General features: G+C 49.2%; 12 protein-coding genes, 1 tRNA gene and 1 CRISPR repeat array. Of the genes, 9 read left to right on the top strand and 4 right to left on the bottom strand.

What is annotated here, in order from left to right; all coding sequences use genetic code 11:
- Positions 1–138 precede the first annotated feature (138 nt).
- Positions 139–1,032: a DUF4384 domain-containing protein gene (locus AC0QH1_RS16590; protein ID WP_324632326.1), complete on the bottom strand. Its 894-nt coding sequence runs from the start codon at positions 1,030–1,032 to the stop codon at positions 139–141.
- Between the two features lie 311 nt (positions 1,033–1,343).
- On the opposite strand from AC0QH1_RS16590, the gene AC0QH1_RS16585 reads away from it, so the two are divergent.
- The 4 genes from AC0QH1_RS16585 to AC0QH1_RS16570 all read left to right on the top strand — a co-directional run bounded on the left by AC0QH1_RS16585 (position 1,344) and on the right by AC0QH1_RS16570 (position 5,579).
- Entirely contained in the window at positions 1,344–1,634 is a 291-nt protein-coding gene (locus tag AC0QH1_RS16585; protein ID WP_324632325.1) for a hypothetical protein, read from the top strand.
- Positions 1,635–1,849: 215 nt separating this feature from the next.
- Positions 1,850–3,583, top strand: coding sequence for a peptide ABC transporter substrate-binding protein (locus tag AC0QH1_RS16580; protein WP_442957327.1), 1,734 nt, complete (start codon positions 1,850–1,852; stop codon positions 3,581–3,583).
- Between the two features lie 67 nt (positions 3,584–3,650).
- On the top strand, positions 3,651–4,613 hold the full coding sequence (locus AC0QH1_RS16575; RefSeq protein ID WP_324632324.1) for an ABC transporter permease: 963 nt from the start codon (positions 3,651–3,653) through the stop codon (positions 4,611–4,613).
- A 36-nt stretch (positions 4,614–4,649) separates the two neighbouring features.
- Positions 4,650–5,579 (top strand): ABC transporter permease, encoded by a 930-nt coding sequence (locus AC0QH1_RS16570; RefSeq protein ID WP_324632323.1) that lies wholly within the window; start codon positions 4,650–4,652, stop codon positions 5,577–5,579.
- Positions 5,580–5,638: 59 nt separating this feature from the next.
- On the opposite strand, the gene AC0QH1_RS16565 is transcribed toward AC0QH1_RS16570, so the two are convergent.
- Both AC0QH1_RS16565 and AC0QH1_RS16560 read right to left on the bottom strand, forming a co-directional pair.
- A complete protein-coding gene (locus AC0QH1_RS16565; RefSeq protein WP_324632322.1) occupies positions 5,639–6,583 on the bottom strand; it encodes a cobalamin-binding protein in 945 nt (314 codons plus the stop codon).
- Between the two features lie 206 nt (positions 6,584–6,789).
- The gene (locus tag AC0QH1_RS16560; RefSeq protein ID WP_442957326.1) at positions 6,790–9,777 is read right to left on the bottom strand and encodes a glycosyltransferase family 39 protein; all 2,988 of its coding nucleotides are present in this window, start codon (positions 9,775–9,777) and stop codon (positions 6,790–6,792) included.
- A gap of 141 nt (positions 9,778–9,918) precedes the next feature.
- Between AC0QH1_RS16560 and AC0QH1_RS16555 the strand changes: the two genes are divergently transcribed.
- The 3 genes from AC0QH1_RS16555 (at position 9,919) to AC0QH1_RS16545 (ending at position 10,860) form a co-directional block, all read left to right on the top strand.
- Positions 9,919–10,377, top strand: a complete 459-nt coding sequence (locus tag AC0QH1_RS16555; protein WP_324632321.1) for a PPC domain-containing protein — start codon at positions 9,919–9,921, stop codon at positions 10,375–10,377.
- Between the two features lie 121 nt (positions 10,378–10,498).
- Positions 10,499–10,571: transfer RNA gene (locus tag AC0QH1_RS16550), tRNA-Phe, on the top strand.
- Between the two features lie 37 nt (positions 10,572–10,608).
- Positions 10,609–10,860: a hypothetical protein gene (locus AC0QH1_RS16545; protein WP_324632320.1), complete on the top strand. Its 252-nt coding sequence runs from the start codon at positions 10,609–10,611 to the stop codon at positions 10,858–10,860.
- Between the two features lie 109 nt (positions 10,861–10,969).
- Here the strand turns inward: AC0QH1_RS16545 and AC0QH1_RS16540 are convergent, their stop codons facing one another.
- Entirely contained in the window at positions 10,970–13,108 is a 2,139-nt protein-coding gene (locus tag AC0QH1_RS16540) for an eCIS core domain-containing protein (RefSeq protein WP_324632319.1), read from the bottom strand.
- Between the two features lie 770 nt (positions 13,109–13,878).
- Here AC0QH1_RS16540 and AC0QH1_RS16535 point away from each other — a divergent pair.
- Entirely contained in the window at positions 13,879–14,970 is a 1,092-nt protein-coding gene (locus tag AC0QH1_RS16535; RefSeq protein ID WP_324632318.1) for an S-layer homology domain-containing protein, read from the top strand.
- A gap of 392 nt (positions 14,971–15,362) precedes the next feature.
- A CRISPR array of direct repeats spans positions 15,363–20,063; the repeat unit is 37 nt; unit sequence GTCTCAATTTCTCCTAATCCCTTTCAGGGATTGAAAC.
- 632 nt (positions 20,064–20,695) lie between these two features.
- Positions 20,696–22,600: a M48 family metalloprotease gene (locus tag AC0QH1_RS16530; protein ID WP_324632317.1), complete on the top strand. Its 1,905-nt coding sequence runs from the start codon at positions 20,696–20,698 to the stop codon at positions 22,598–22,600.
- Positions 22,601–22,672 lie beyond the last annotated feature (72 nt).

The following is a 22,672-nucleotide window of genomic DNA, read 5'->3' as shown; positions in this document are numbered from 1 at the left end:
ACAAATATTTTAGTCGGTTTCAACCGACTTGAGCTGTTATACGGGGGATTTATCCCCCGTCGGGTGTTGCAACTGGTACAAGATCTCGGTTTCAACCGACTTGAGCTGTTAGACGGGGGATTTATCCCCCGTCGGGTGTTACTCCGTAACGAGAAACTTTTTATAATAAACCCGCCCATTACACTGTTTCCCCAACTCCATAAATATCTCCCGCAACCGTTGTTCGTCCACCAGAATATCCTTGGGTGGAGAATCCGGACTCACCCAAGACAAATTTAATGGCTTTTCGGTAACAATTGCCAGAAAATACTCTTCCCCTACCTCCGTAAACCGCAAGGATTTCCCAGGTGCATTTAGCTGCGGAAGATAAAGCGGTCGATCCGGTAAAAACTGCGCCGCTAAACGATACGCCCGGGAAGGACACAGACAGATTGTTTCCCCGCTTTGACTCTGATTCACCAACAATAAATAGCCATCCTGTCCCAAATTTACCCCGAGGGCATATCTTTCTCCCTTGCGAATTGTTTTCTCGCAAGTTTCGATTTCATCTAAATCCAAACGCCGCTGTAGCGGTAGCTTATCGATCGCAGTCATCTGCAACTCATCTATCGCACAAGTTGCTATTTCCTGCGCCAACTGCCACCCCCGCCGAGGAAATTCGATGTCCCACAACCACTGATAAATGATTTGCCAAGGATATTTATCCGTCGGTTGTTGCGGTTGCCATCCTCGTTCCCGTTGCAACAAGTCAACCGCTACCCCATCCGCTTGCATCTTTTCGCCAAATTGTTCTTTTATCTTTTTCACCACTGCTGCTAGGGTTGCTGGCATATTGGTACTCGGAAAACTGCCGTTGAGTTGTTTCCGAATCTCCGCTGCAACCTCTGTATTCGTCTTCTCTTGGTGTTGCGGATGAAAGCGGAACCAACAGCATAAACGCTGGGTGTCGTTATTTCGCCCCCACACCACTTGGTTGGCGAAATCCGCCAAAAATCGTTCTTGTAATGAGTTTGTCGTTGCAAAGGCTATCATCAGTTTTCTCCTGGAATTTCAATTACCGCCCGGGTCCGTAAGCGGTGGCTTTTTTCCTAGTCATACCCTAGCATAAATTTTAGATTTTATCCCGATCTTTCTCCTTATAGTTGCCAAATATTATTTGGTTTTATTTGAATTTATTGATTGGTATTTTTGTTAATTTATACTGATTATTTATCATTCAAGGCAATCCGCGATTATTTCAAGCTAAACAATTTTTGAACTCAATGTTTGATGTTATTTTGCGCCAATTTACACTAATTTCTGCCATCAATTTAATGGGAGTATAAGAGTTACGAGATAAAAACATGAAAGAGAAACTCGCGAATCAAAAACTCTGGCAATTGCTGGAATGTGTGGTGCCGAATTTAATCGGACTGTACCTGGATAGTTATCTGGGTTTTGCATTGAGCGTGATTCTGTTAGTATGGCAGTGGAGTGCCGAAAAGCGCGATCGCACCTCAACCCACGGACAAAAAGCGATCGCATTTCTTCTCCCCGCGATCGCACTTTCCCTATTCCTCCACACCAGCAGCACTTCCCCTACCCCAGCGATCGCACCACCCCCCACCCCCCAGCACTGCGATCGCAAACAATGATTGGTCATTGGTCATTAGTCATTGGTCATTGGTCATTAGTCATTGGTCATTGGTTATTAGTCATTGGTAGTCGCACAAAGGACAAGTGACAAGTGACAAGTGACAAATGACACCCTACAAATAACAAAGGACAAGTGACAAATGACAAATGACAAAACCCCCCTTGTCTTGATATTGTAAGAGATTAAATCTGCAGATGCAAAAGGAGGGAAATTTTGAAAAAGAACCGCGATCGCCCTCGGTTGGTGGTGTCGTTGTTGGCGCTATCACTGGTTGTCGGATCGGTGCTGAGTGCCTGCACTCCCGCCACCCAAACGCCCACCGCCCCACCGCAAGAGGTCTTGCGGTTACTCTACTGGCAAGCGCCCACCATTCTCAACCCTCATTTATCCGTAGGGTTCAAAGATTGGGAAGCGAGTCGCATCACCTTAGAACCCCTCGCCAGTTACGACGAAAACGGGGAATTGGTGCCATTTTTGGCAGCAGAAATTCCCACCCGGGAAAATGGCGGGGTGGCGGCGGATGGCAAGTCGGTGACATGGAAACTGAAACGGGACATCCAATGGTCTGATGGCACGTCATTTACCGCCGCCGATGTAGCGTTCACCTATGAATATATCACCAATCCGGAAACCGCTTCGGCGTCTGCTGCCACTTACGACACGATCGAAAGTGTGGAAACCCTAGACGATTATACCATTAAGATTAATTTTAAGCAAATCAATCCCGCCTGGTCGATGCCCTTTGTGGGGTCGGAAGGGATGATTTTGCCCCGCCATAAGTTTGCCGAGTATAATGGGGTCAATGCCCGCCAAGCGCCGGCCAATTTAATGGCAGTAGGAACCGGGCCGTTTCGCGTAGTCGAATTCAAGCCGGGAGATACGGTGGTTTACGAACCAAATCCCTATTTCCGAGAGGCTGAGACTGTGTATTTTAAACGCATCGAACTCAAGGGCGGTGGCGATTCCACCTCGGCGGCGAGGGCGGTTCTGCAAACCGGCGACGCGGACTTTGCCTTTAATTTGCAAACCGAACCGCAGGTTTTGCAGCAATTAGAAGCTGGGGGAAAAGGGCGGGTAATTGCCAATTTTGGCCCATTGGGAGAACGAATTCAGTTTAACCTCACCGACCCCAATCGAGCCAATGCGGAAGGCGATCGCTCTACCTTAGAATTCCCCCATCCCTTTTTCACCGACCCGCAAGTGAGAGAGGCATTTAATCTGGCGATCGACCGCGAAACCATTGCCGAACAACTTTATGGCCTCACCGGCAAACCCACCCCCAATTTTCTCCTCGCCCCGGACCGCTACGTTTCCCAAAATACCAGTTACGAATTTAACCTCGAAAAAGCCGCTGAATTGCTCGATGAAGCCGGATGGCAAGACAGCAATAATAATGGAATTCGCGATAAAGATGGAGTAGAAATGACCGTGTTATTTCAAACTTCCGTCAACCCAGTGCGGCAAAAAACCCAAGAAATCGTCAAACAAGGATTAAGCGAAATCGGGGTACAAGTAGAACTCAAAAGCATCGACCCGAGTATCTATTTCGCTGGCGATCCGTCCAACCCCGACTCTATCAATCGCTTTTATGCCGATTTGCAAATGTTCACCACCGGCAATGCCAGTCCCGCCCCCGATCGCTACCTGAAAACCTACACCTGCAGCGAAATATCGCGCCAGGAAAACAACTGGTCGGGGCAAAACTTTTCCCGCTATTGCAATCCCACCTATGACCAACTCTGGGAACAAGCAAAGCGCGAATTAGACCCGGAAAAACGGCAGCAATTAATCATTCAAATGAACGATTTGCTCATTAACGACATGGCGGTTATTCCTTTGGTACATCGCGCCGATGCGATCGCCCTCAGCAACAGCATCGAAGGCGTAGAACTAACCCCCTGGGACCGCAACATTTGGAACATTAAAGATTGGAAGCGCAAAGAATAAAGGCGCAGAAGTGTATCGGGGCACGGAACTCCCCTGCCCCGCTAGAAACCCTGACTCTATTATCACCATGAAAACCTACTTATTAAAACGCCTGCTAATATCAATTCCCACCTTAATCGCCATTAGCTTGGTGATTTTTACCATTCTCGCCCTCGCCCCTGGCGACCCCCTAGGCGAATTTGCCAGCAATCCCGCCATCACCCCAGAAGTGCGGGAAAATCTGCGAAAATCCTTCGGACTAGACCAACCGATTCACATTCGCTATTTTAAATGGGCCGTGGCATTTTTTACCGGGGATATGGGCTACTCGTTTACCAGTCGCAGTCCCGTTATCGAACTCATCGCCCAACGCTTGCCCACCACCCTGTGGGTTGTCGGATCTGCCTATATTTTCGCCCTTTTGATTGCCTTTCCCCTGGGCATTATTTCCGCCCTAAAACGCTATTCTGCTATCGACCAAATCGCCACTACTTTTGCCTTTTTCTGGTTTTCCCTACCTCCCTTTTTCACCGGATTACTGTTTATTATTATTTTCAGCGTTCAGCTCAATTGGTTTCCCTTTATCTACAATAGCACCTTAACCGTTACCGATTGGAACAGTTTTCTCGCCCAACTCAAACAGTCGATTATGCCGATTTGCGTTTTGGGGTTATATCAAGCCGCAATTTTAATGCGCTTCATTCGCTCTTCGATTTTAGAACAATTGGAACGCCAATATGTTCGCACTGCCTATGCTAAAGGATTGTCTAACTTTAAGGTACTCAAACGCCACATTTTGCGAAATGCGTTGATTCCGGTTGTCACCCTGGTTGCCCTGGATATTCCGGCGGTATTTACCGGGGCATTAGTCACGGAACAGGTGTTTCGGGTTCCGGGAATTGGGGCGCTGTTAATCGAATCGATTTATCGCAACGATACCCCGGTGGTGATGGCGATCGCCTTTATTTATGCCATCTTAATTGTGGTGTTTAATTTAATTGCCGATTTGCTTTATGCTCTGCTCGATCCTCGGGTAAACTATCATCAATAACCTGACCCGTAATTTTGCCAGACAAGGGAAAAAATAATGACCGATGCCAACCCCATTTCCAGCGAAATTATCCAACATCCGCCCCGGACCGTGTGGGGGGATGCATGGCGGCGGTTTCGGCGCGATCGCATGGCGGTATTGGGCGCGATCGCCTTGTCCGTTCTCCTCCTCAGTGTCGCCTTCGGGCCGATGATTTATACCGTTCCTATCGATAAAATTGACTTTGCCCAAGCTTCCGCCGGCCCGAGTTTTGCCCATCCTTTCGGCACAAATGCCTTGGGTCAAGATATTTTGGCGCGGATATTGTGGGGAGGCAGAATTTCCATCGCCGTGGGTATCGCCGCTATGTTAGTCGCCATCTTTTTCGGCGTCTTTATCGGCGCGATCGCCGGCTTTTATGGCGGTATCCTCGATGGCATCCTCATGCGCTTCACTGATTTATTTTTAGCCTTGCCCCAGCTACCCTTATTACTCCTCGTCGTCTATTTATTTCGCGAACAAATCAAAGCGATCGCCGGTCCGCAATTCGGCATTTTCATCCTCCTAGTCTTCGTCATTGGATTGCTCAATTGGATGTCTGTCGCCCGACTGGTTCGCGCCGGGTTTTTAACCACCCGAAACCTGGATTTTGTCGCCGCCGCCCGTTCCCTCGGCGCGTCTCCCGCCCGGATTATTTGGATTCATATTCTCCCCAATGTTCTCGGTCCGGTGATTGTCGCCGCTACCCTCTCCGTAGGTAATGCGATTATCACCGAATCCACCCTCAGTTTCTTAGGATTAGGATTTCCTCCAGATGTCCCCACCTGGGGGCGCATGCTTTACGACGCCCGCGATTATTTGCAAACCGCACCGCACATGGCCATTTTTCCAGGACTGGCCATTTTTATCGCTGTTTTAAGTATTAATTATCTCGGCGATGGATTGCGCGATGCCCTCGACCCCCAAAGTCCGCAAAAAAGACTGTAGGGTGGACAATGCCTAGGTGAAAATCAAACCCTATAGGACATTGCCCACTCTACACAATATTATCCCACCGGAACTGCAGAAGCTTGCGCCCAAGCTTTATTTTGATAGCCAAATTGGAACTGTTGCGGATGCAAAATTTCGGCTAAAATTTCTAGAGAATCCACCAATCGCGGACCGGGCCGATTAAAGAAAGAATTGCCATCAGTCAGGTAAACTTTACCCGACTGCACTGCTGGCAATTTTTGCCAATTGGGATGATTGCTTAAATTCGCCGCATCTTCCCGGGTGCGGTCTAAATCGTAACCGCAAGGCATGAAAATGATAATATCGGGATTAGCCGAAATTAAATCTTGCCAATTTAACCAGGGAGAATGTTGGCCCACTTTGCCAAACAGCGATCGCCCGCCTGCCATTTCCACTAATTCCGGAATCCAATTGCCCGCCGCCATCAAGGGAGAACTCCACTCGATACAAGCAACGGTAGGGCGATCGCTCTGGGCAATTCCTTCAGTTTGGTTGGTAATTTCTTGCACCCGCGCTTGCAGTTTGGCAACCACCGCCTCTGCATCGGCATTTAACGCTTGACCCACGCGAATAATATCCGCCCAAACTTCCGATAAAACCGTCGGTTGCAAGGAGATAATCTGCGGTCGAGAACTGACCATTTCTCCCACCGCTGCTTCTACTTCGTGTAACGAACAGGCACAAACATCGCACTGATCTTGGGTAATAATATGAGTGGGTTGCAGTTGTTTCAGCAACTCGTTTTTCACTTCATAAACGCTAAGCGCCGAGTTCATTAATTCGGTGACGCGATCGTGGATTTCCTGACTGCTTCCTTCCGGGTCGAGTTTCGGGGCGGTACAGGCGGGCAGATCGATAACCGGCAGGGGATAATCGCATTCGTGCGATCGCCCCACCAGGCGATCGGTCAATCCCAAACCCGCAACGATTTCCGTGGCACTCGGGAGCAGTGAAACAATTTTTAACTGTTGATGAGTCATCTCAATTTTTCCTTGTTAATTCTACAGATATTTAGAGGTAGGTATTTCGCCCCATCAGCGGCGATAAACCCTACCCTCCCATTCTAGAACATCGGTTCAGTTGCGGTTAGAAACCACCTTTGTGCGCTCAATCTGTGGGAATGAGCAACGAATTAGATACACCGAACCGAGGTCTAGTCCGCTTTTTTTCAAACGACACCCACCCTCTATCGGCGAGATTTTATCCCCCACCATAAAAGAACTGCACTCAGCAGAACCATTATTACTATAACAACTGCAAAAAGTAATGTCTGTATCCCAGAAGGAACAAACTGCTGCAACCGATGCCACAGTTGCACGAGATTGCCCTGCATCAGCGCCGCTACACCACCGAGCAACTGAATTTCTAATTGTTCTGGTGCTAGCGCCCTCGCCGATTCTAAGGCAATTTCAGCCTCTCGCGGTTGCCAATCGTACAAATACACAAATGCCAGATACGCATGAGCGAAAGGATTCTGCGGATCGAGTTGTACCACGGTTTGCAATGCCTCGATCGCCCCTTTGGCATCCCGTCGCAATACATTCGCTAAGGCTAAATTATAGGCAAATTCCAGATTTTGCGGTTCTCGCTGCAAGCGATACTCCAGCGATCGCTGCGCTTGGTTTAAATAATCCTGAATCGGATCGTATTGATTGATTCGTCCGATTTCGTCAAACACCGGCCCTAAGGCATCCGGTCCTAAAGGTAATGCCGCCGAGAGCGATCGCAACTGCGTCACCCAATCCAACTCCGGCGCAGGGGATGCGGTGGCATTCGGATCCACCGTTAACCGCACCGAGGGCACGGAAATCGGATAACTTTCCCCAGTGTTGCGATTCAAATACCGCGCTACCAAGGTATAATCTCCCGGGGTCACATCTCCTGGGGGAAGCATTGCGGTTCGGTCGATAACTTTGGCGTGGGCGGGTGGCGCTGACGATCGCAACTCTCCTCCGCCAATCCCGCGATCGTGAAACCAGCGATCGCGCGCCCCGGTTTCTCCCCACTCTCCTACCTTGCGCCAAGTGAGTAGCACAATTCCCTGGCGCAATTCCGCCCAATCCCCGGACCACTGGTATGTCACCGACACCGGAACCCCGGCGGGCGATTGCGCCGGAATACTCACCCGATCGAGCTGCACTTTCCTCCCCTGACTCGGGGGCGCGATCGCCTCCACTCTCACCGGGGGATTTTGCCGATGATACAATTCCAAAACGCTCCCATCGGGTAATTCCCAGCTTTCGCGCAACTGAAATTCCCCCCCGGTTTTGATTCGCTGCACGATCGCCGCTTGCGCTTCTCCCACCGACCCCTGATTTCCCGTTTTGGTGACGAACCAATCCAGCGATCGCGCATCTTGCCTCACGTGGGAATTCCGCGTGCCCACCTGTCGCCCATATACTTGAAAGTTGGCCAAATTGCCGTAATAATTCAAGTTATGCTGGTTGATGCCGGGCGTGGAGGGTAACACCCCCAGAGTGGAACGCAGATGAGGGGCGGTTTCCAGAATTTCCCCGATCGCCGCTTCATGGGGCCAGGGCGCGCCCATATAGGCATGATGTGCCCCCGGTTGGGGCGCTAACAGCTCGCTTGTCGGCCACAAGTTGGCCATCGCGATCGCGATCGCTGCTGTGGCGGTTCCCCATCGCACGTACCTCCCCCATCGGCGATCGTATCCCATCAACCCCGCCGCTACCACCAGCGCCACCACGGGCAAGTAGGGCAGCACGTAGCGAAAATCTTTGTTGATATTCAGGGAACAAAGCAGATAGGAACCCAGCAAAAATACCCCAATCCATCGCCAGGATGCCCTGGAAATGCTGGCCAGTGGGCGATCGCTTTCTGGAGAATATGTGCGATTAGCTTGCCTATACCTCACGAAAGCGCAAGCAAACCCCAACAGAGAAACCATCAGGATCGGCCAGGAAATTTGATGCGGCAGTTGTTTGAGGTAAAACGTCCAGGCCCCTAGGGTGTTGAGTGCCGGGTCTCCTTCCGCGATCGCCGCATCCACCGTGGCTCTCTTACTCCCCGTCAGCACCAGCAACCAATTAGTGCGATACCACGGATAAATCGTCAGCGCCGATAGGCATACTCCCGCCGCCAATTGCACCACTCTCCCCCACTGGCGACGGTACACTGTCCCTACTCCCACCCACAACAAGGGAATACATAAAAATAACACTGCGGTTTGTTTCACCATCAGCGCCACGCCAAAGGAAACCCCGAAACCTGTCGCCCATATCCACGGGCGTAAGGGCAATTTTCCGGTGGCTTTCTCCCGCTTCTCTTCCCCATTTCCCCTGTCATTCCCGCGCCAGCGAGAATTTCTCTTCGGTATAAAATTGCTGATTTTTTGCCTAATTAAATAGCAAAATTTTCGGAATAATTTTAAGGATATAGTATGAAATTCCCGGACATCTGTTTCAGGTGAAGCCGATTTAATGTTTAGGGTATCGCCTGTTTTTTTTGATGAATCCGCCGATGAATTGGGGGTTATATCCGATTGCGGGTGAGGGGTTTTTCTCTGTTTTGCAGTTTCTGTTAGTTTCCAGCCGGTGAGGCAATACAACGAAAGGGTGACGGTTGCGGTGAGGGGATAATCAAGCAAGAAATCCAGCCGAACCTGATACAAACCGGGAAAGAGGACGCAGAGAAATGCGGCCCACAAACCGATTTTCGGATTGAATAGTAATTTACCCAAGCCATAAACCGAAGCAAGGAGTATGGCGCTAAAAAAGAGGTGAACCAAGGTGGCGCGATCGCCGCCGATCCCAAAAAAATTGTGAACGATCGCCGTAACTAAATAGGTTCCCGGGGGTATTTTAGAAGACAGCAGCCATAAGTCGGTCCACCACTCGCCGAACCCCCATTGCGGATTTTGCAGTGCCTGCCAATAGTTTAAGGCACCAGTCAGATAATCAGCTTGATCCCATGCCGGAATCGAGCGATCGAGGGCAAACCACAGGCGATCGCCTAGGGCCGCGAGAAACCAAATCCCCGTGAGAATTAGCCAATGGTGGTGGTTGTGCTTTTTCACGCGAAAACTCTCCCTATCGACCCACTGCGGCGATCGCTGTCCCACTTTGGAGCTGCCGCATCTTCCAAATCCGGAATGCTTGCGGCTTTGGGTGAGGTTTCTCCCAAATCCTTCGCCCTCCCAGACGTTCTTCACTAGATTCTATGCTAGATTGCCAGTTAAACCATTGGGGTGTCATTTGGCAGGCTATAACATTCAACGTTTCATCTCCCCGATTTCTGTTCGTGCTGCCAGAATCTTTCTATCATGTCGTTGCTGAACTTTCACTATTTCTTCATGCCTAAGTCTGTTTTTCTCAAATTTCGTGCAGTTCTCCTCGTCCCTGTCACCGCTTTGACGATTGGCATGAGTGCCATCTGCGCTCATGCTCAGGATATGTACAACCCCATCCGCTTACCCCGGGGAAATGAAATTACAGATAATTTATCTGAAAGCGATATTCCTACCGGACAAGGGGGATTTGCCCGGGACTATTTGGTGGAGTTGCAAGAAGGCGACCAAGTGGCGATCGACCTGCTGTCTGATAGCTTCGACACCATCATCACCCTAATCGGCCCTGATGGGATGACCGTTGCCGAGAACGACGATGGCCCAGATGGCACCACCAACTCCCTGTTATTTGCCCGCATCACCCAAGGCGGTGACTATATCGTTCGGGTCAGAGCCTTTGGCGAAGGAGGCGTGGGATCGTTCGAGCTGAAAGTAACCCGCCTGCGGCCTATCGACGAATTTTAATCGGCATGGAACGTGATGCTATTTGTAGCTACAAACATCGCGTTCCCAAAAAAAAATTTGTAAAAGGGGTTGCCAAGACCAAATAAATCTGTTAAGTTAATAAAGCATCAGAAAAAGCCCTGCCGGGATAGCTCAGTCGGTAGAGCAGAGGACTGAAAATCCTCGTGTCGGCGGTTCGATCCCGCCTCCTGGCATCCGCCCAAAAGCGCCAAGACCTTAATTGCAGAGGTCTTGGCGCTTTTGGTTTTGGGGTGGTGCCACCAGGGGGAATCGGGCAAAATCGGCGATCGCGGTCAGTTTGGCGAGATGCAGCGATCGGGTCATGGCCGCCAAAACCTCCTCTGTAATTATTTCTATCTGGCGATCGAGTCGAAGAGGTTCTTGCGCTTAGGCACCAATCGCCATAATTTAATTGGCAACAAGTCCGACGAGTATCCCAACCGACAGCCTAGTTTGCTGGTCTATTTTTTCCACTCATATTAATTATTTTCCCCTTCAGCAGTTTAGGACATAGCGGCAAGGTTTAAGGAATAAAACCTCTATGATTGCGGCATGCAAGTTGGCAACCTACCCCGGAAGAGAAGAAAACGCACTAAATTTTCCAGTGAGTATCCTCAACAAAATCTTTAGTCATATCAGCTAGAACTTCCCATATGGTGACATAGTGCTGCTTCAGGATCTCAAAACCACCACTCATCAGGCTGGTGCTTTTTTCCTCTTGCGTGGCAGTTGGGCGTGCCCAGGTTGGGGTTTCCAGACCCGTCTTATCCAGTAGCTTTGCGTAGGCAGTTTGCTCGTTTTCATTCTGAGATTGTTTACTTGTCGCATAGGTAGATAGGTTCGTTTGATCTTTCAGGGGAATTGCCCCTTCATTGACCATTTTTTGCAAGAGTTCTGGAGAAACTGCAGGACAGTATTCATCCAACAAGCCAATCATATGGCCAAATTCATGAGCAGCAGTGATTCGACTCCAATGATTTTCATATCGATCCAACATACTATCATCAGATATATTTGTATCGACTTCAATCTTAGCACTATTACGAGGAGTATTTATATCAACTTTTTCTGCATCAACTTTTTCGGCAGTTATAGGCTGATTTACACCATTTCTTGCCAAAAAACTTTTGATGACATTTTTACGGGCTTTCATCAGTCGATTGTTGCGGGCAACGACCTTGATTTTTAACGGATGTAAATGAGCAAGCGCACTGTTTTTTTGTAATGCGGCCAGACTTTGGGCAGCCTGGTTTAATTTAGTGTCCATACGTCGTAAGAGGTCGGCACTGTTCGATTTAAACTTAATGAAACCGATTGCTTCCAAACAAGCCACGAGTCGTTCCCGATCGCGTCTATAGGCTGGCTCGATATTGGTTGTTTTCTCAGTTTGAGCAAGATGGTCTTTGACACTGGAATCATTGATTTTATCTTTAGTATCAAATTCTTGGAAGGCTCCGCCACCGTCTCTGGTAACACCAGAGAATCCACCCGCCCGCATTTTACCTTTGTCCTGCTGGATGAATGCTTTTGTTACATCCAGATTCCAATGGGCGTTGCCGGCTTTTGCCTGCACAATTTTAATTTTAGGTTGTACAACCACATCCTTAAAGCCTGGTTTATCACAAGTAATTGGGCTGATATTGCCCCACTTTGAATTTACAGCAGCAACAAACTCATTAAACCACTGTTTCTTTCCTTGAGCAGTCCACCTTGTATCAACTGGATTCGTTGCCACATCAGCATATGCACTAGAATCCTGAAAATTAAAGTGAACTTTCAAGGTAATGCTTAAAATGCCGGTTTTGGGACTGTATTCTGCATCAAATTTACCCTGACCAGTTGAAGGTTGCCAGTTTTTGCGCTTAAACTTTTTTTTGTCAAACTTTTGGCGCGGGGTTTTTTCTTTAAATATTCCCCTCTGAATAATGTCCTCAATGCTGTGTTGGGAATTATTAATCTGCAAGTCTTGTTTTCGTCGAACTGTTGGTTTGCAACCTAAACAGGTACAGCCTTTAGGATGTAAACTCTCCGTTTGTAGTTGTAGTCGAGAAACCCCACTCTGCTGCACCACATGAGTTAACTCGTGGGCAATTAACTCTTGCCCCGTGGGAGTTGAGGGGTCATAGGTTCCCTCACGGAAGAAAATATCTTGCCCGGTGGTAAATGCCTTCGCCTGAATGGAGCGATTCAACCGATCGGACTGAGAGTCGGTGTGAACTTTTACCCCACTAAAATCGGCACCAAATGCCTGTTCCATCGGTTCTCGGATGCCAGCGCTCAAGGGCTTTCCGCAATTTCTTGCCCGTTGAATAGTGGCTTCTAAATCTGGGGTGGCACTTTCCCCACCAAACCGTTGCACTATGGGTTTGATTTGCCGTTGTGGAGTTTTTTGCGTTTGAACCTTGGGGGGCGAATTTATCTCCCCAACCACTTTTCTGGCGATAGTATCCGCTTCTGTTTCGTACTTATCTCCCGGTTCTCCAATGGTGAGTTTGGGTTGCACTCGTGGGGTGAATGGATTGGGTGGAGTAATCGAGATTCGTTTTAGGCGATCGCCCTGTGATTGTTGTAGAGTTCCCTGGGGGTTTTGGTTGTCAGTTTGGGGGTCTTCCGGTGAGGTTTGCACTTCTGGTACCGATTCTGGCGGCGGCGCAAAAGGGCGAGAGGCAAACTGGTTCGTAGGCGCGGGAGTATTTTTACCCCAACGGCCCGAGACAAATTCTCTGGTCATGGCTTTTCTGTGAATGATGAACGTTTGTCGTCGCGACTTTCCTAACTATAACCATTGAAATCTTGCTTTGTTACTGTTAATTTGAAAAAATGTTTCGCCCGCTGCGTTCCGACGGGGTTTTTTGTCGCTCTCTAAGTGCTACAAATTCAGAAAAATTACTTACGTTTTGGGAAGCTCTGTGCTTGAGTTTAGTAAATTTACTGAACTAACAGGGGAGGATTAATCAGCCGGATTTTCCAGGGAGCAATTTTCGGCAAAATAGGGGACAAAATTAGTACAAATTAATGGGCAAAAACCGAGGCAGAATTCTCTGCTTTGCCAAATGCGTCGGGCGACGGGGAGTCGCAGAGGGGACAACTCTGGGCGGTGAGTGGGGGCAAGGAGCCAAGTGGAGGGGTGGAGAAGATGCGGGGGTTTGAGAGAGGCGATCGCATGGTGGGGGGTATCTCGGTTAAAATACTTAGGCGATTGGGAGGGAGAGCGGGTGGAGCGAATCTACACCTTTCTGTAGAGTCGATTGTCTGGATTTTTGGTTAAGTTATGGGAGAGTCAGGCGTCAGCGCGCCCAACTCCCGGCGGTTTCCGGTGCATGACCCGAAGGCAATGTGATGATTGCATGCTTGCCCTCGTGGCCGGTTGCCTCCCTTGGTCAGACACAACCTTCCTGGCACAAATGTAGCCCGCGCGGGGTCAGTCAGAGGTCTACTTTGGGAGTTGGCGGCAAGGTGGGCGCGGACTTGAATGGCCGATTGGAGTCAAGTGAGGTAACGATGATAGGTAACAAACGAGTATTTCGAGGAATGGCGGCGATCGCAGTAGCCGTGGGTGCCCTGTGCCTGCCGCAGAGCGTGGCTAAGCGAATTCTGCCTGTAGCGGTGGCTCAGCCGTCGCCGCAGCCCTCCTTTCCCGATATCCAGAACCACTGGGCGAAAGAGTGCGTGCAGCAACTGGCGGCAGAAGAGATTATTAGCGGTTATTCCGATGGCACATTTCGTCTGAATAACCCAGTGACGCGGGCGGAGTTTGCGGCGTTCATCGCGAATGCCTTTCCCAATGAGAAGATAGAGCGAGATCCGCCCATATTTGGGGATGTGCGCCGAGATGATTGGGCACACCAGCCGATGACTCATGCCTATCGGCGCGGGTTTATGTCCGGCTATGAAAACGGCAACTTTCGCCCGGGGCAGGAAATCCCACGGGTTCAGACTTTTGTGGCATTAGCCAGTGGGTTAAACTACGTTCCCGCCTCCCAGCCGCAAGACCTGCTGAATCGCACTTATGCAGATGCCCAGCGGATTCCCTCCTATGCCACGGAACAGATTGCTGGGGCAACGGAAGCGAATATCGTAGTGACGCCAGAGGCAAACGAAGTTCAATTCGATCCGCAGCGCTTTGCTACCCGGGGAGAAATCGCCGCTGCAATTTGTCAAGCATTGCCCGACTTGCCCTCGGTGCCGCCAGCCCATGTAGCGAACGAGAACCAGTACCGGGAGGCCCAAAGCGGTTCTGGGTCGCGAGACGAGTATGAGGTGCTTCTCACTGAGGAGAGTATGGGGGACTCGCGAACTTTTTACGAAACGCCGAAAAAAGCAGCTCTGGAGGAGTATGGGTTTTCCGATGCGGTGGTTGGCAGAGCGCAACAAGAGGTAACGGTGGATTATGAGGGATCCGACAAGGCGATCGTCACCCTCACCCAAACCAATTTACCGGATGACGCCGTGCGCGATATGCGGTATCGGCTGGAAATGGAGCAAAGTGCCACTCCCGAAGGTCCGTTGTGGGGAATTGTCTGGGTGGGCAGACAACATCGCTGCCAACCCCGGCGCGGTCCTCAACAGTGGACGACTCGACTTTGCAGCTAGGGCCTGGGGGATGCACTGCGGCGTGGGGCAATCCTGGGGGGTGGGAAAGCTTTCGGCGCAAAGGCTGCATTTGGGGTAAAATGCGATCGGGCATCCGCAGGATAGGGTCTATTGGATCCGTCCCGGTTTGCCTCCCCGCTTTTCCGGTAATGGGTAGCTGTGGAAAATACTAGAGCGAATTTATCGTCTGAAACCCTTTCCCGGTGCGCCGTGAAGCGGGTTTGGCGGCTCGGCTCGATTACCGCAGTTTCCGAAACCCTTACGGGGAGCGGATTTCCAGGAAATTTTATTTGAGGGGGTTTACAAGTGGATGGGGGAAATGCTATCTTAATTATCGATTACCGCAAACGCACCTTGAAAACTAAATACACTAGGGGTTTCAACTGCCTGCAGTCTCAATTTCTCCTAATCCCTTTCAGGGATTGAAACAGATAAATCGCTAGGAAGGGCGTGGTATATTTCGCGTCTCAATTTCTCCTAATCCCTTTCAGGGATTGAAACTTGCTTATAGCCGTGTTTACGCGGGAAATTATCTGTCTCAATTTCTCCTAATCCCTTTCAGGGATTGAAACATAAAGAGTGGGGAATGTTCGTCCTGGGCAGTAATCGTCTCAATTTCTCCTAATCCCTTTCAGGGATTGAAACTTTATCACCTCTAACATTCATTTGACGTTTCCATTTTTGAGTCTCAATTTCTCCTAATCCCTTTCAGGGATTGAAACGGTAACTGGAATTTCACTGGTGATTCTTCCACTACTGGTCTCAATTTCTCCTAATCCCTTTCAGGGATTGAAACTCCGCCCGCACTTGCAACACATTTGCTTTTAGGTACTTCGTCTCAATTTCTCCTAATCCCTTTCAGGGATTGAAACTTCTATTATTTCTACCTGTGGTTGTGGTTGCACTTGTCTCAATTTCTCCTAATCCCTTTCAGGGATTGAAACAGGAAAAGGATCCTATTTGGTTGTCAAGGTTCGTTGTGTCTCAATTTCTCCTAATCCCTTTCAGGGATTGAAACGAGCAAAAACTAAATAAACCGAAATCGCAACTGCAAGTCTCAATTTCTCCTAATCCCTTTCAGGGATTGAAACATGGCAAGGACGAACATTTCGCCGGTTCCCCCGGTGTCTCAATTTCTCCTAATCCCTTTCAGGGATTGAAACCCTAATGGTCTCTGGATTTCATTCCCAGGCCGGCCTGTCTCAATTTCTCCTAATCCCTTTCAGGGATTGAAACCGGTTGCTGCGTGGGCCCTGCCCGGTGGGGCCTTTCCGTCTCAATTTCTCCTAATCCCTTTCAGGGATTGAAACATCTGCAGCCGGAAAGTAGCGATAGTGGATTCGAGTCTCAATTTCTCCTAATCCCTTTCAGGGATTGAAACTCCGAAATCGGGATTCCCGCCGGGTCGAGCCATAAAAGTCTCAATTTCTCCTAATCCCTTTCAGGGATTGAAACGCGAGATCGCCAACAGGAGCCGTAAGATAATCGAGGTGTCTCAATTTCTCCTAATCCCTTTCAGGGATTGAAACGTATTCTTCCTCAGAGACTTCTCTGAGACCCCACTGTCTCAATTTCTCCTAATCCCTTTCAGGGATTGAAACATCCCCTCCATCCGTGTAATCTGAGCGAAATTCATGTCTCAATTTCTCCTAATCCCTTTCAGGGATTGAAACTTTAGATATGCATTGGGTGAGAACTTACGTCCATCAGTCTCAATTTCTCCTAATCCCTTTCAGGGATTGAAACGGCTCTTGGACACGGAGCTAGAAGGGCGAAAAAAGTCTCAATTTCTCCTAATCCCTTTCAGGGATTGAAACCTAATAAGGCCGTATACGCCTTAACCCAGCCTTGTCTCAATTTCTCCTAATCCCTTTCAGGGATTGAAACTATATTGCTTAGACGCAACGGAGGAAGGTGTCGCGTCTCAATTTCTCCTAATCCCTTTCAGGGATTGAAACTATTTAGAGATAGTTCCTGAGCCTCGCATTGCAACTGGTCTCAATTTCTCCTAATCCCTTTCAGGGATTGAAACTAACGCGGCTAAATCGCAACCGGGATTAATCACGTCTCAATTTCTCCTAATCCCTTTCAGGGATTGAAACGATTGCTGAGATGGGCGGCAGATTTGAGGTGATGGGTCTCAATTTCTCCTAATCCCTTTCAGGGATTGAAACACTGCCCGATCGCATTCCCACCGAAAGCCGTCCGAGTCTCAATTTCTCCTAATCCCTTTCAGGGATTGAAACCAACACAGAAGCGCGATCGCCCGGGGAAGACAGGGTCTCAATTTCTCCTAATCCCTTTCAGGGATTGAAACGCGCTATTGGGGAGGACGCCCCCGGCAGTCAAGGGGTCTCAATTTCTCCTAATCCCTTTCAGGGATTGAAACATTCCCCGAGAGCAACCCTTACAGCGTCGGATCATCAGTCTCAATTTCTCCTAATCCCTTTCAGGGATTGAAACGAGAGAGATATTGCCCGCATGGTCCTGGACCCCAATAGTCTCAATTTCTCCTAATCCCTTTCAGGGATTGAAACAAACCCTAACTGCTTGGCAATTGCCAGCGCTCTCTGTCTCAATTTCTCCTAATCCCTTTCAGGGATTGAAACTTTTCGCTTCGCGTGCTCCGCGCTGCGGCGCTCGGTCTCAATTTCTCCTAATCCCTTTCAGGGATTGAAACGTCGTCCCATTCGTCATCGGACAACGGTGGGATGGTCTCAATTTCTCCTAATCCCTTTCAGGGATTGAAACTTTTCCTCCTCCATTTGAAACTGAGGCTCGGTAGATTGTCTCAATTTCTCCTAATCCCTTTCAGGGATTGAAACTACGCGGAATAGCAAGGGGGGAAAAAAGAGAAAAGTCTCAATTTCTCCTAATCCCTTTCAGGGATTGAAACTTTCCAAAAACTTCTAGTCTCGTCATTTTTCTTTCCTGTCTCAATTTCTCCTAATCCCTTTCAGGGATTGAAACGACCTGCTATAATGGAAGAAAACGAGGTACACCGTGTCTCAATTTCTCCTAATCCCTTTCAGGGATTGAAACCGCTTCGCCGGCGGGCGCCCACCCACCCACCCCCGAGTCTCAATTTCTCCTAATCCCTTTCAGGGATTGAAACGAAAGCAGCCAGGAAGTGGCGAATAGCCACTTAAGTGTCTCAATTTCTCCTAATCCCTTTCAGGGATTGAAACAAGCGCAAAAAACTGAGGCGAGTTGAGAGGTCTCAATTTCTCCTAATCCCTTTCAGGGATTGAAACAGGCATTTAAAAATTCGAGCGTAATCCGAATCCGAGTCTCAATTTCTCCTAATCCCTTTCAGGGATTGAAACTTCTATTGCTTTGTAGTAGTCTTTGCTATTACCAAAAAGTCTCAATTTCTCCTAATCCCTTTCAGGGATTGAAACTCATACCTCAAACTGGGGAAAATTCTACGTGAAGGTCTCAATTTCTCCTAATCCCTTTCAGGGATTGAAACCGGTTCCCGGTGGCTTGTGGGTTTCCTTCCCCGCTAGTCTCAATTTCTCCTAATCCCTTTCAGGGATTGAAACGTGTGTGCGGTCGCGCGGTCGCGGGTGCGGTCGCGGGTCTCAATTTCTCCTAATCCCTTTCAGGGATTGAAACTTTCCCTTTCCATGGGCGAGGATTTGGAAATTCCCTGGTCTCAATTTCTCCTAATCCCTTTCAGGGATTGAAACTAATCCCCGGCTTGCTGCAGCGGTGGCGGGGGTGTCTCAATTTCTCCTAATCCCTTTCAGGGATTGAAACCATCTCAATTCAATCCAGAAGATAGGGGACAGCAGGTCTCAATTTCTCCTAATCCCTTTCAGGGATTGAAACAAATATTTTCCGTTTATTTTGACAGCGCCATTAGGGTCTCAATTTCTCCTAATCCCTTTCAGGGATTGAAACTTTTTTGATTTCGTAGCGATCCATCAAATCGGAAGGACCGGTCTCAATTTCTCCTAATCCCTTTCAGGGATTGAAACTGTTTATGTATTTTCCACAGTGCTTTGCAAATGCGGTCTCAATTTCTCCTAATCCCTTTCAGGGATTGAAACCTCAATTTCTGCCGCTTGCCTCAACAGCAAACCAAGCGTCTCAATTTCTCCTAATCCCTTTCAGGGATTGAAACTTTGAGGTACTGGGCTATCAAATCGGGGTTGTCTCGTCTCAATTTCTCCTAATCCCTTTCAGGGATTGAAACAACCCCTCCTCTAAGCAGTGCGAAGCGGCGGCAGCAAGTCTCAATTTCTCCTAATCCCTTTCAGGGATTGAAACAGGTTAGCGCGTTCGCGGCAGACTTTCCGGCCAGACCGCGTCTCAATTTCTCCTAATCCCTTTCAGGGATTGAAACGCTACTATTTTGTACAGCTTACAAAAAGACTCGAGGGTCTCAATTTCTCCTAATCCCTTTCAGGGATTGAAACGAACCAAAAGCCCGGAGGGAGGGAATTCCACAATTACGTCTCAATTTCTCCTAATCCCTTTCAGGGATTGAAACAGCTTACCAATTCGGACTGCCACATTTTTTGGTAGTCTCAATTTCTCCTAATCCCTTTCAGGGATTGAAACGATACGAAACTCTTGCAGCTCTACTGCAATAGTTTTTGCCTTTTTAAGTCTCAATTTCTCCTAATCCCTTTCAGGGATTGAAACTCGGCCAATGCAATGCCGGCATAGTGCCGTATTTGTCTCAATTTCTCCTAATCCCTTTCAGGGATTGAAACAAGGATAAGTCAATTGCTGGGCGACTTATCTCGACCGGTCTCAATTTCTCCTAATCCCTTTCAGGGATTGAAACATCGCTATTTTGCTTCAATTCTCGACAAGCTATTTGTCTCAATTTCTCCTAATCCCTTTCAGGGATTGAAACTAATAACTTGCCGAGCCACCAGTGGCGATCGCCCTGCCGTCTCAATTTCTCCTAATCCCTTTCAGGGATTGAAACTCTGAGCCCTGATTGCCGCCGCTAGACTCTGCGCCGCCGTCTCAATTTCTCCTAATCCCTTTCAGGGATTGAAACAGGAATTGAAGCTGCATCTCCCCTGGCTGAAGCATTGTCTCAATTTCTCCTAATCCCTTTCAGGGATTGAAACCGAGGGGATGGACGATCGCAGCCAGTAAGCGGGGAAAATTTCCGGCGATTTTCCCTGCAGGCTCCCAAAAGGCTTATATATATGGCGGCACAGATTCCCACAATAAAAGAATACCCCAAACTGGCAGAAAAGTCAAGAACTTTTTCCGAAATATTTCTTCAATTTGACCGCGACCCTGTAGCCAGAATAAACCTGATGAGGAAATATAATCACAAGGCAATGCCCCTGCGGACAATGAGTAAATTGCGTGTCAAAAGCGCCAAAATTTTGGATCGGGAAAAATACGAACCAATGAGTAACGCAAACATAGAAAATGGCAGAACCGCTCAGCCCGGGAATCACTAAACGCCGCAGATTTTGGCGCTAAAGCGCCGAAGCGGTGGGAGAATCCTTGGGTCAGATACAAAAAGCGGGGCAACCTGGGGGTGGAGGTGATGTTTTTAGGGGAGAAAAAAGGCCAAATGCGGCTTTCAGCAGGGGAATTTTGCCCATTTATGGAGGAGGTGGGGAAAAATCCCTGTGGCGACACCCACGATTTAGCCTGAAAAATCTACAATAGAAAGAGTCAGCCACTAAAACCCCCAAACCGGGTGAAATATTTTCAGCAAAAATTATAAAGGAAAACTGCTGCTATGAAACCGATTTGGAATGCCTTACTCATTAGCCTCAGCCTGTTGTTTCCGGCGACAACCCCAGCGCTGGCGGAGGTTTCCGTCACCGAAGACCCCTTGCTGACCCAAACCGACACTCGTTCCACCTTACCCAGTGAGGCGGATACCCCCGAAGCGGACAATTCCGAAGCTCAGGAGGACCCGACGTCAGCCAGTGATGCAGATAGCGAGTCAGCAGAAGACAGGGAGTCAGCAGAGAACGAGTCAGCAGAAGACAGGGAGTCAGAGGATACCGAAGCGGCGACGGATCCAGAAGAAGCGGAACGGCTAGCACAAAGACGGCATCGGCTGGAGGTACTCGCACAAGCAGACGAACTGTATATCGCGGGAGACATTGCGGCGGCGGAAGCCTTGTATCGCGAGGTGAAACCGTCTTTTTCCGAAACGGGAGAACACGATGCGATCGCCAGCCTTCCAGACGCCACCACACAGAGCGAACAACTCTCCCCGGCGGGGCAAGTTTACTGGCGCGAAGCCCAAGCGGGATGGGAAAAAAATCTCGAATCGGGGATTTTCGTACCCTTAGAGTTCCTGGTGGAAGAATCACCGGAATTCATTCCCGGTCATCTGTTACTCGCACAAGCCCATACAAAGTATGAAGAACCGGAAAAAGCGGTGGAAGTGCTAGAACGGGCAACCACCTTGTATCCCGATCGCCCCGAACTCATCCGCGCCAAAGTTTCCGCCCTGGCAAATACGGAACAATGGCTGGAAGCCTCGATCGCAGCGCGACAATTTGCGGTACTCAACCCGGAACATCCGGAGTCTGAGGAGTTTTTGCAATTAGCCGACGATAACTTCGGGAAATTCCGCTCGCACATTCGGGAGTTAATTGCCGGCAATGCGATCGGCAATGTGGTCACCGGGGCGATCGGTGTGGCACTCACTGGCAATCCCCTCGGCGCGCTGTCGGCGGTGGAAACCTTGGTCATGCTGGCCCGGGGGGAATCGGATATCGGCGAAAGTGTGGCCAATGACGCGATCGAACACCTGGAAATGGTGGAAGATGAAGAAGTCCTCAGCTACGTGCGAGAAATGGGTCACAAACTGGCCAAAGTCACGGGGCGCGATGATTTTGAATACGAATTCTACGTCATCAAAGATAAAAACCTGAATGCGTTTGCCCTTCCCGGAGGCAAAATATTCGTGAATGCCGGTGCCATATTGCATTCCGACTCGGAAGCCGAATTAGCCGGCTTGATTACCCACGAACTGGCTCACACCGTTCTCTCTCACGGCTTCCAAATGGTGACTCACGGTAACTTGCTGGGCAGCATGACGCGCTATTTTCCCTTTGGCGGCACGTTAACCAATCTGCTAGTTCTCGATTACAGCCGCGATATGGAACGACAAGCAGACGTTCTCGGTACTCGATTGCTCACTTCGGCGGGCTATGCGGCGGATGGGTTGCGAAATCTGATGGTGAAGCTGAAACAAGAGTATGGGGAAGGCAGTTCCTTTTGGAAGTTTATGTCCTCTCACCCCCCCACAAAAGAGCGGATTACCTATCTCGAAACCCTCATCGAAGGCGGCGGTTACAATCGATTGACCTATGAAGGGGTAGAACGCCATCAGGAAGTGCGCCAACGGGTGGCTGAGTTGTTGCGCGATCGACTCTCTGAGTCAGAATTGGCTAAACTGGATATCGAATTAGAAGACCCCGAACCCGAGGTGGAAGAAGCAGAAGCGGACACCGAGGAAGACGCTTCCGCCGCGACAGAAACCGAGGCGCAAACTGATGAGGAAACTTCCGCTAATTCAGAAACCGAGGCGCAAACCGATCCGGAAACTTCCGCTGAATCCGAGTCAGAAATCGAGGTAAATGAAGCAGAAAATCCCGTGGGAGAAGGCGCGCCCACCGAATGATTTTTCGGCGCTTCTCTCCGCTACTCGGAAATCCGGTTGTTTTCACTTTATCGGCTTTCCGATTCTTTTAAT

It is taken from the genome of Phormidium sp. CCY1219 (genome assembly GCF_055795085.1).
Note: the sequence above shows the minus strand (reverse complement) of the source record. Positions and strands in the feature narration are given on the sequence as shown.

What these genes read in the sequence shown, in the direction of transcription:
- AC0QH1_RS16590 (WP_324632326.1), bottom strand. Translation starts at nt 1,032, where the DNA reads ATGATAGCCTTTGCAACGACAAACTCATTACAAGAACGATTTTTGGCG.
- AC0QH1_RS16585 (WP_324632325.1), top strand. Translation starts at nt 1,344, where the DNA reads ATGAAAGAGAAACTCGCGAATCAAAAACTCTGGCAATTGCTGGAATGT.
- AC0QH1_RS16575 (WP_324632324.1), top strand. Translation starts at nt 3,651, where the DNA reads ATGAAAACCTACTTATTAAAACGCCTGCTAATATCAATTCCCACCTTA.
- AC0QH1_RS16570 (WP_324632323.1), top strand. Translation starts at nt 4,650, where the DNA reads ATGACCGATGCCAACCCCATTTCCAGCGAAATTATCCAACATCCGCCC.
- AC0QH1_RS16565 (WP_324632322.1), bottom strand. Translation starts at nt 6,583, where the DNA reads ATGACTCATCAACAGTTAAAAATTGTTTCACTGCTCCCGAGTGCCACG.
- AC0QH1_RS16555 (WP_324632321.1), top strand. Translation starts at nt 9,919, where the DNA reads ATGCCTAAGTCTGTTTTTCTCAAATTTCGTGCAGTTCTCCTCGTCCCT.
- AC0QH1_RS16540 (WP_324632319.1), bottom strand. Translation starts at nt 13,108, where the DNA reads ATGACCAGAGAATTTGTCTCGGGCCGTTGGGGTAAAAATACTCCCGCG.
- AC0QH1_RS16535 (WP_324632318.1), top strand. Translation starts at nt 13,879, where the DNA reads ATGATAGGTAACAAACGAGTATTTCGAGGAATGGCGGCGATCGCAGTA.
- AC0QH1_RS16530 (WP_324632317.1), top strand. Translation starts at nt 20,696, where the DNA reads ATGAAACCGATTTGGAATGCCTTACTCATTAGCCTCAGCCTGTTGTTT.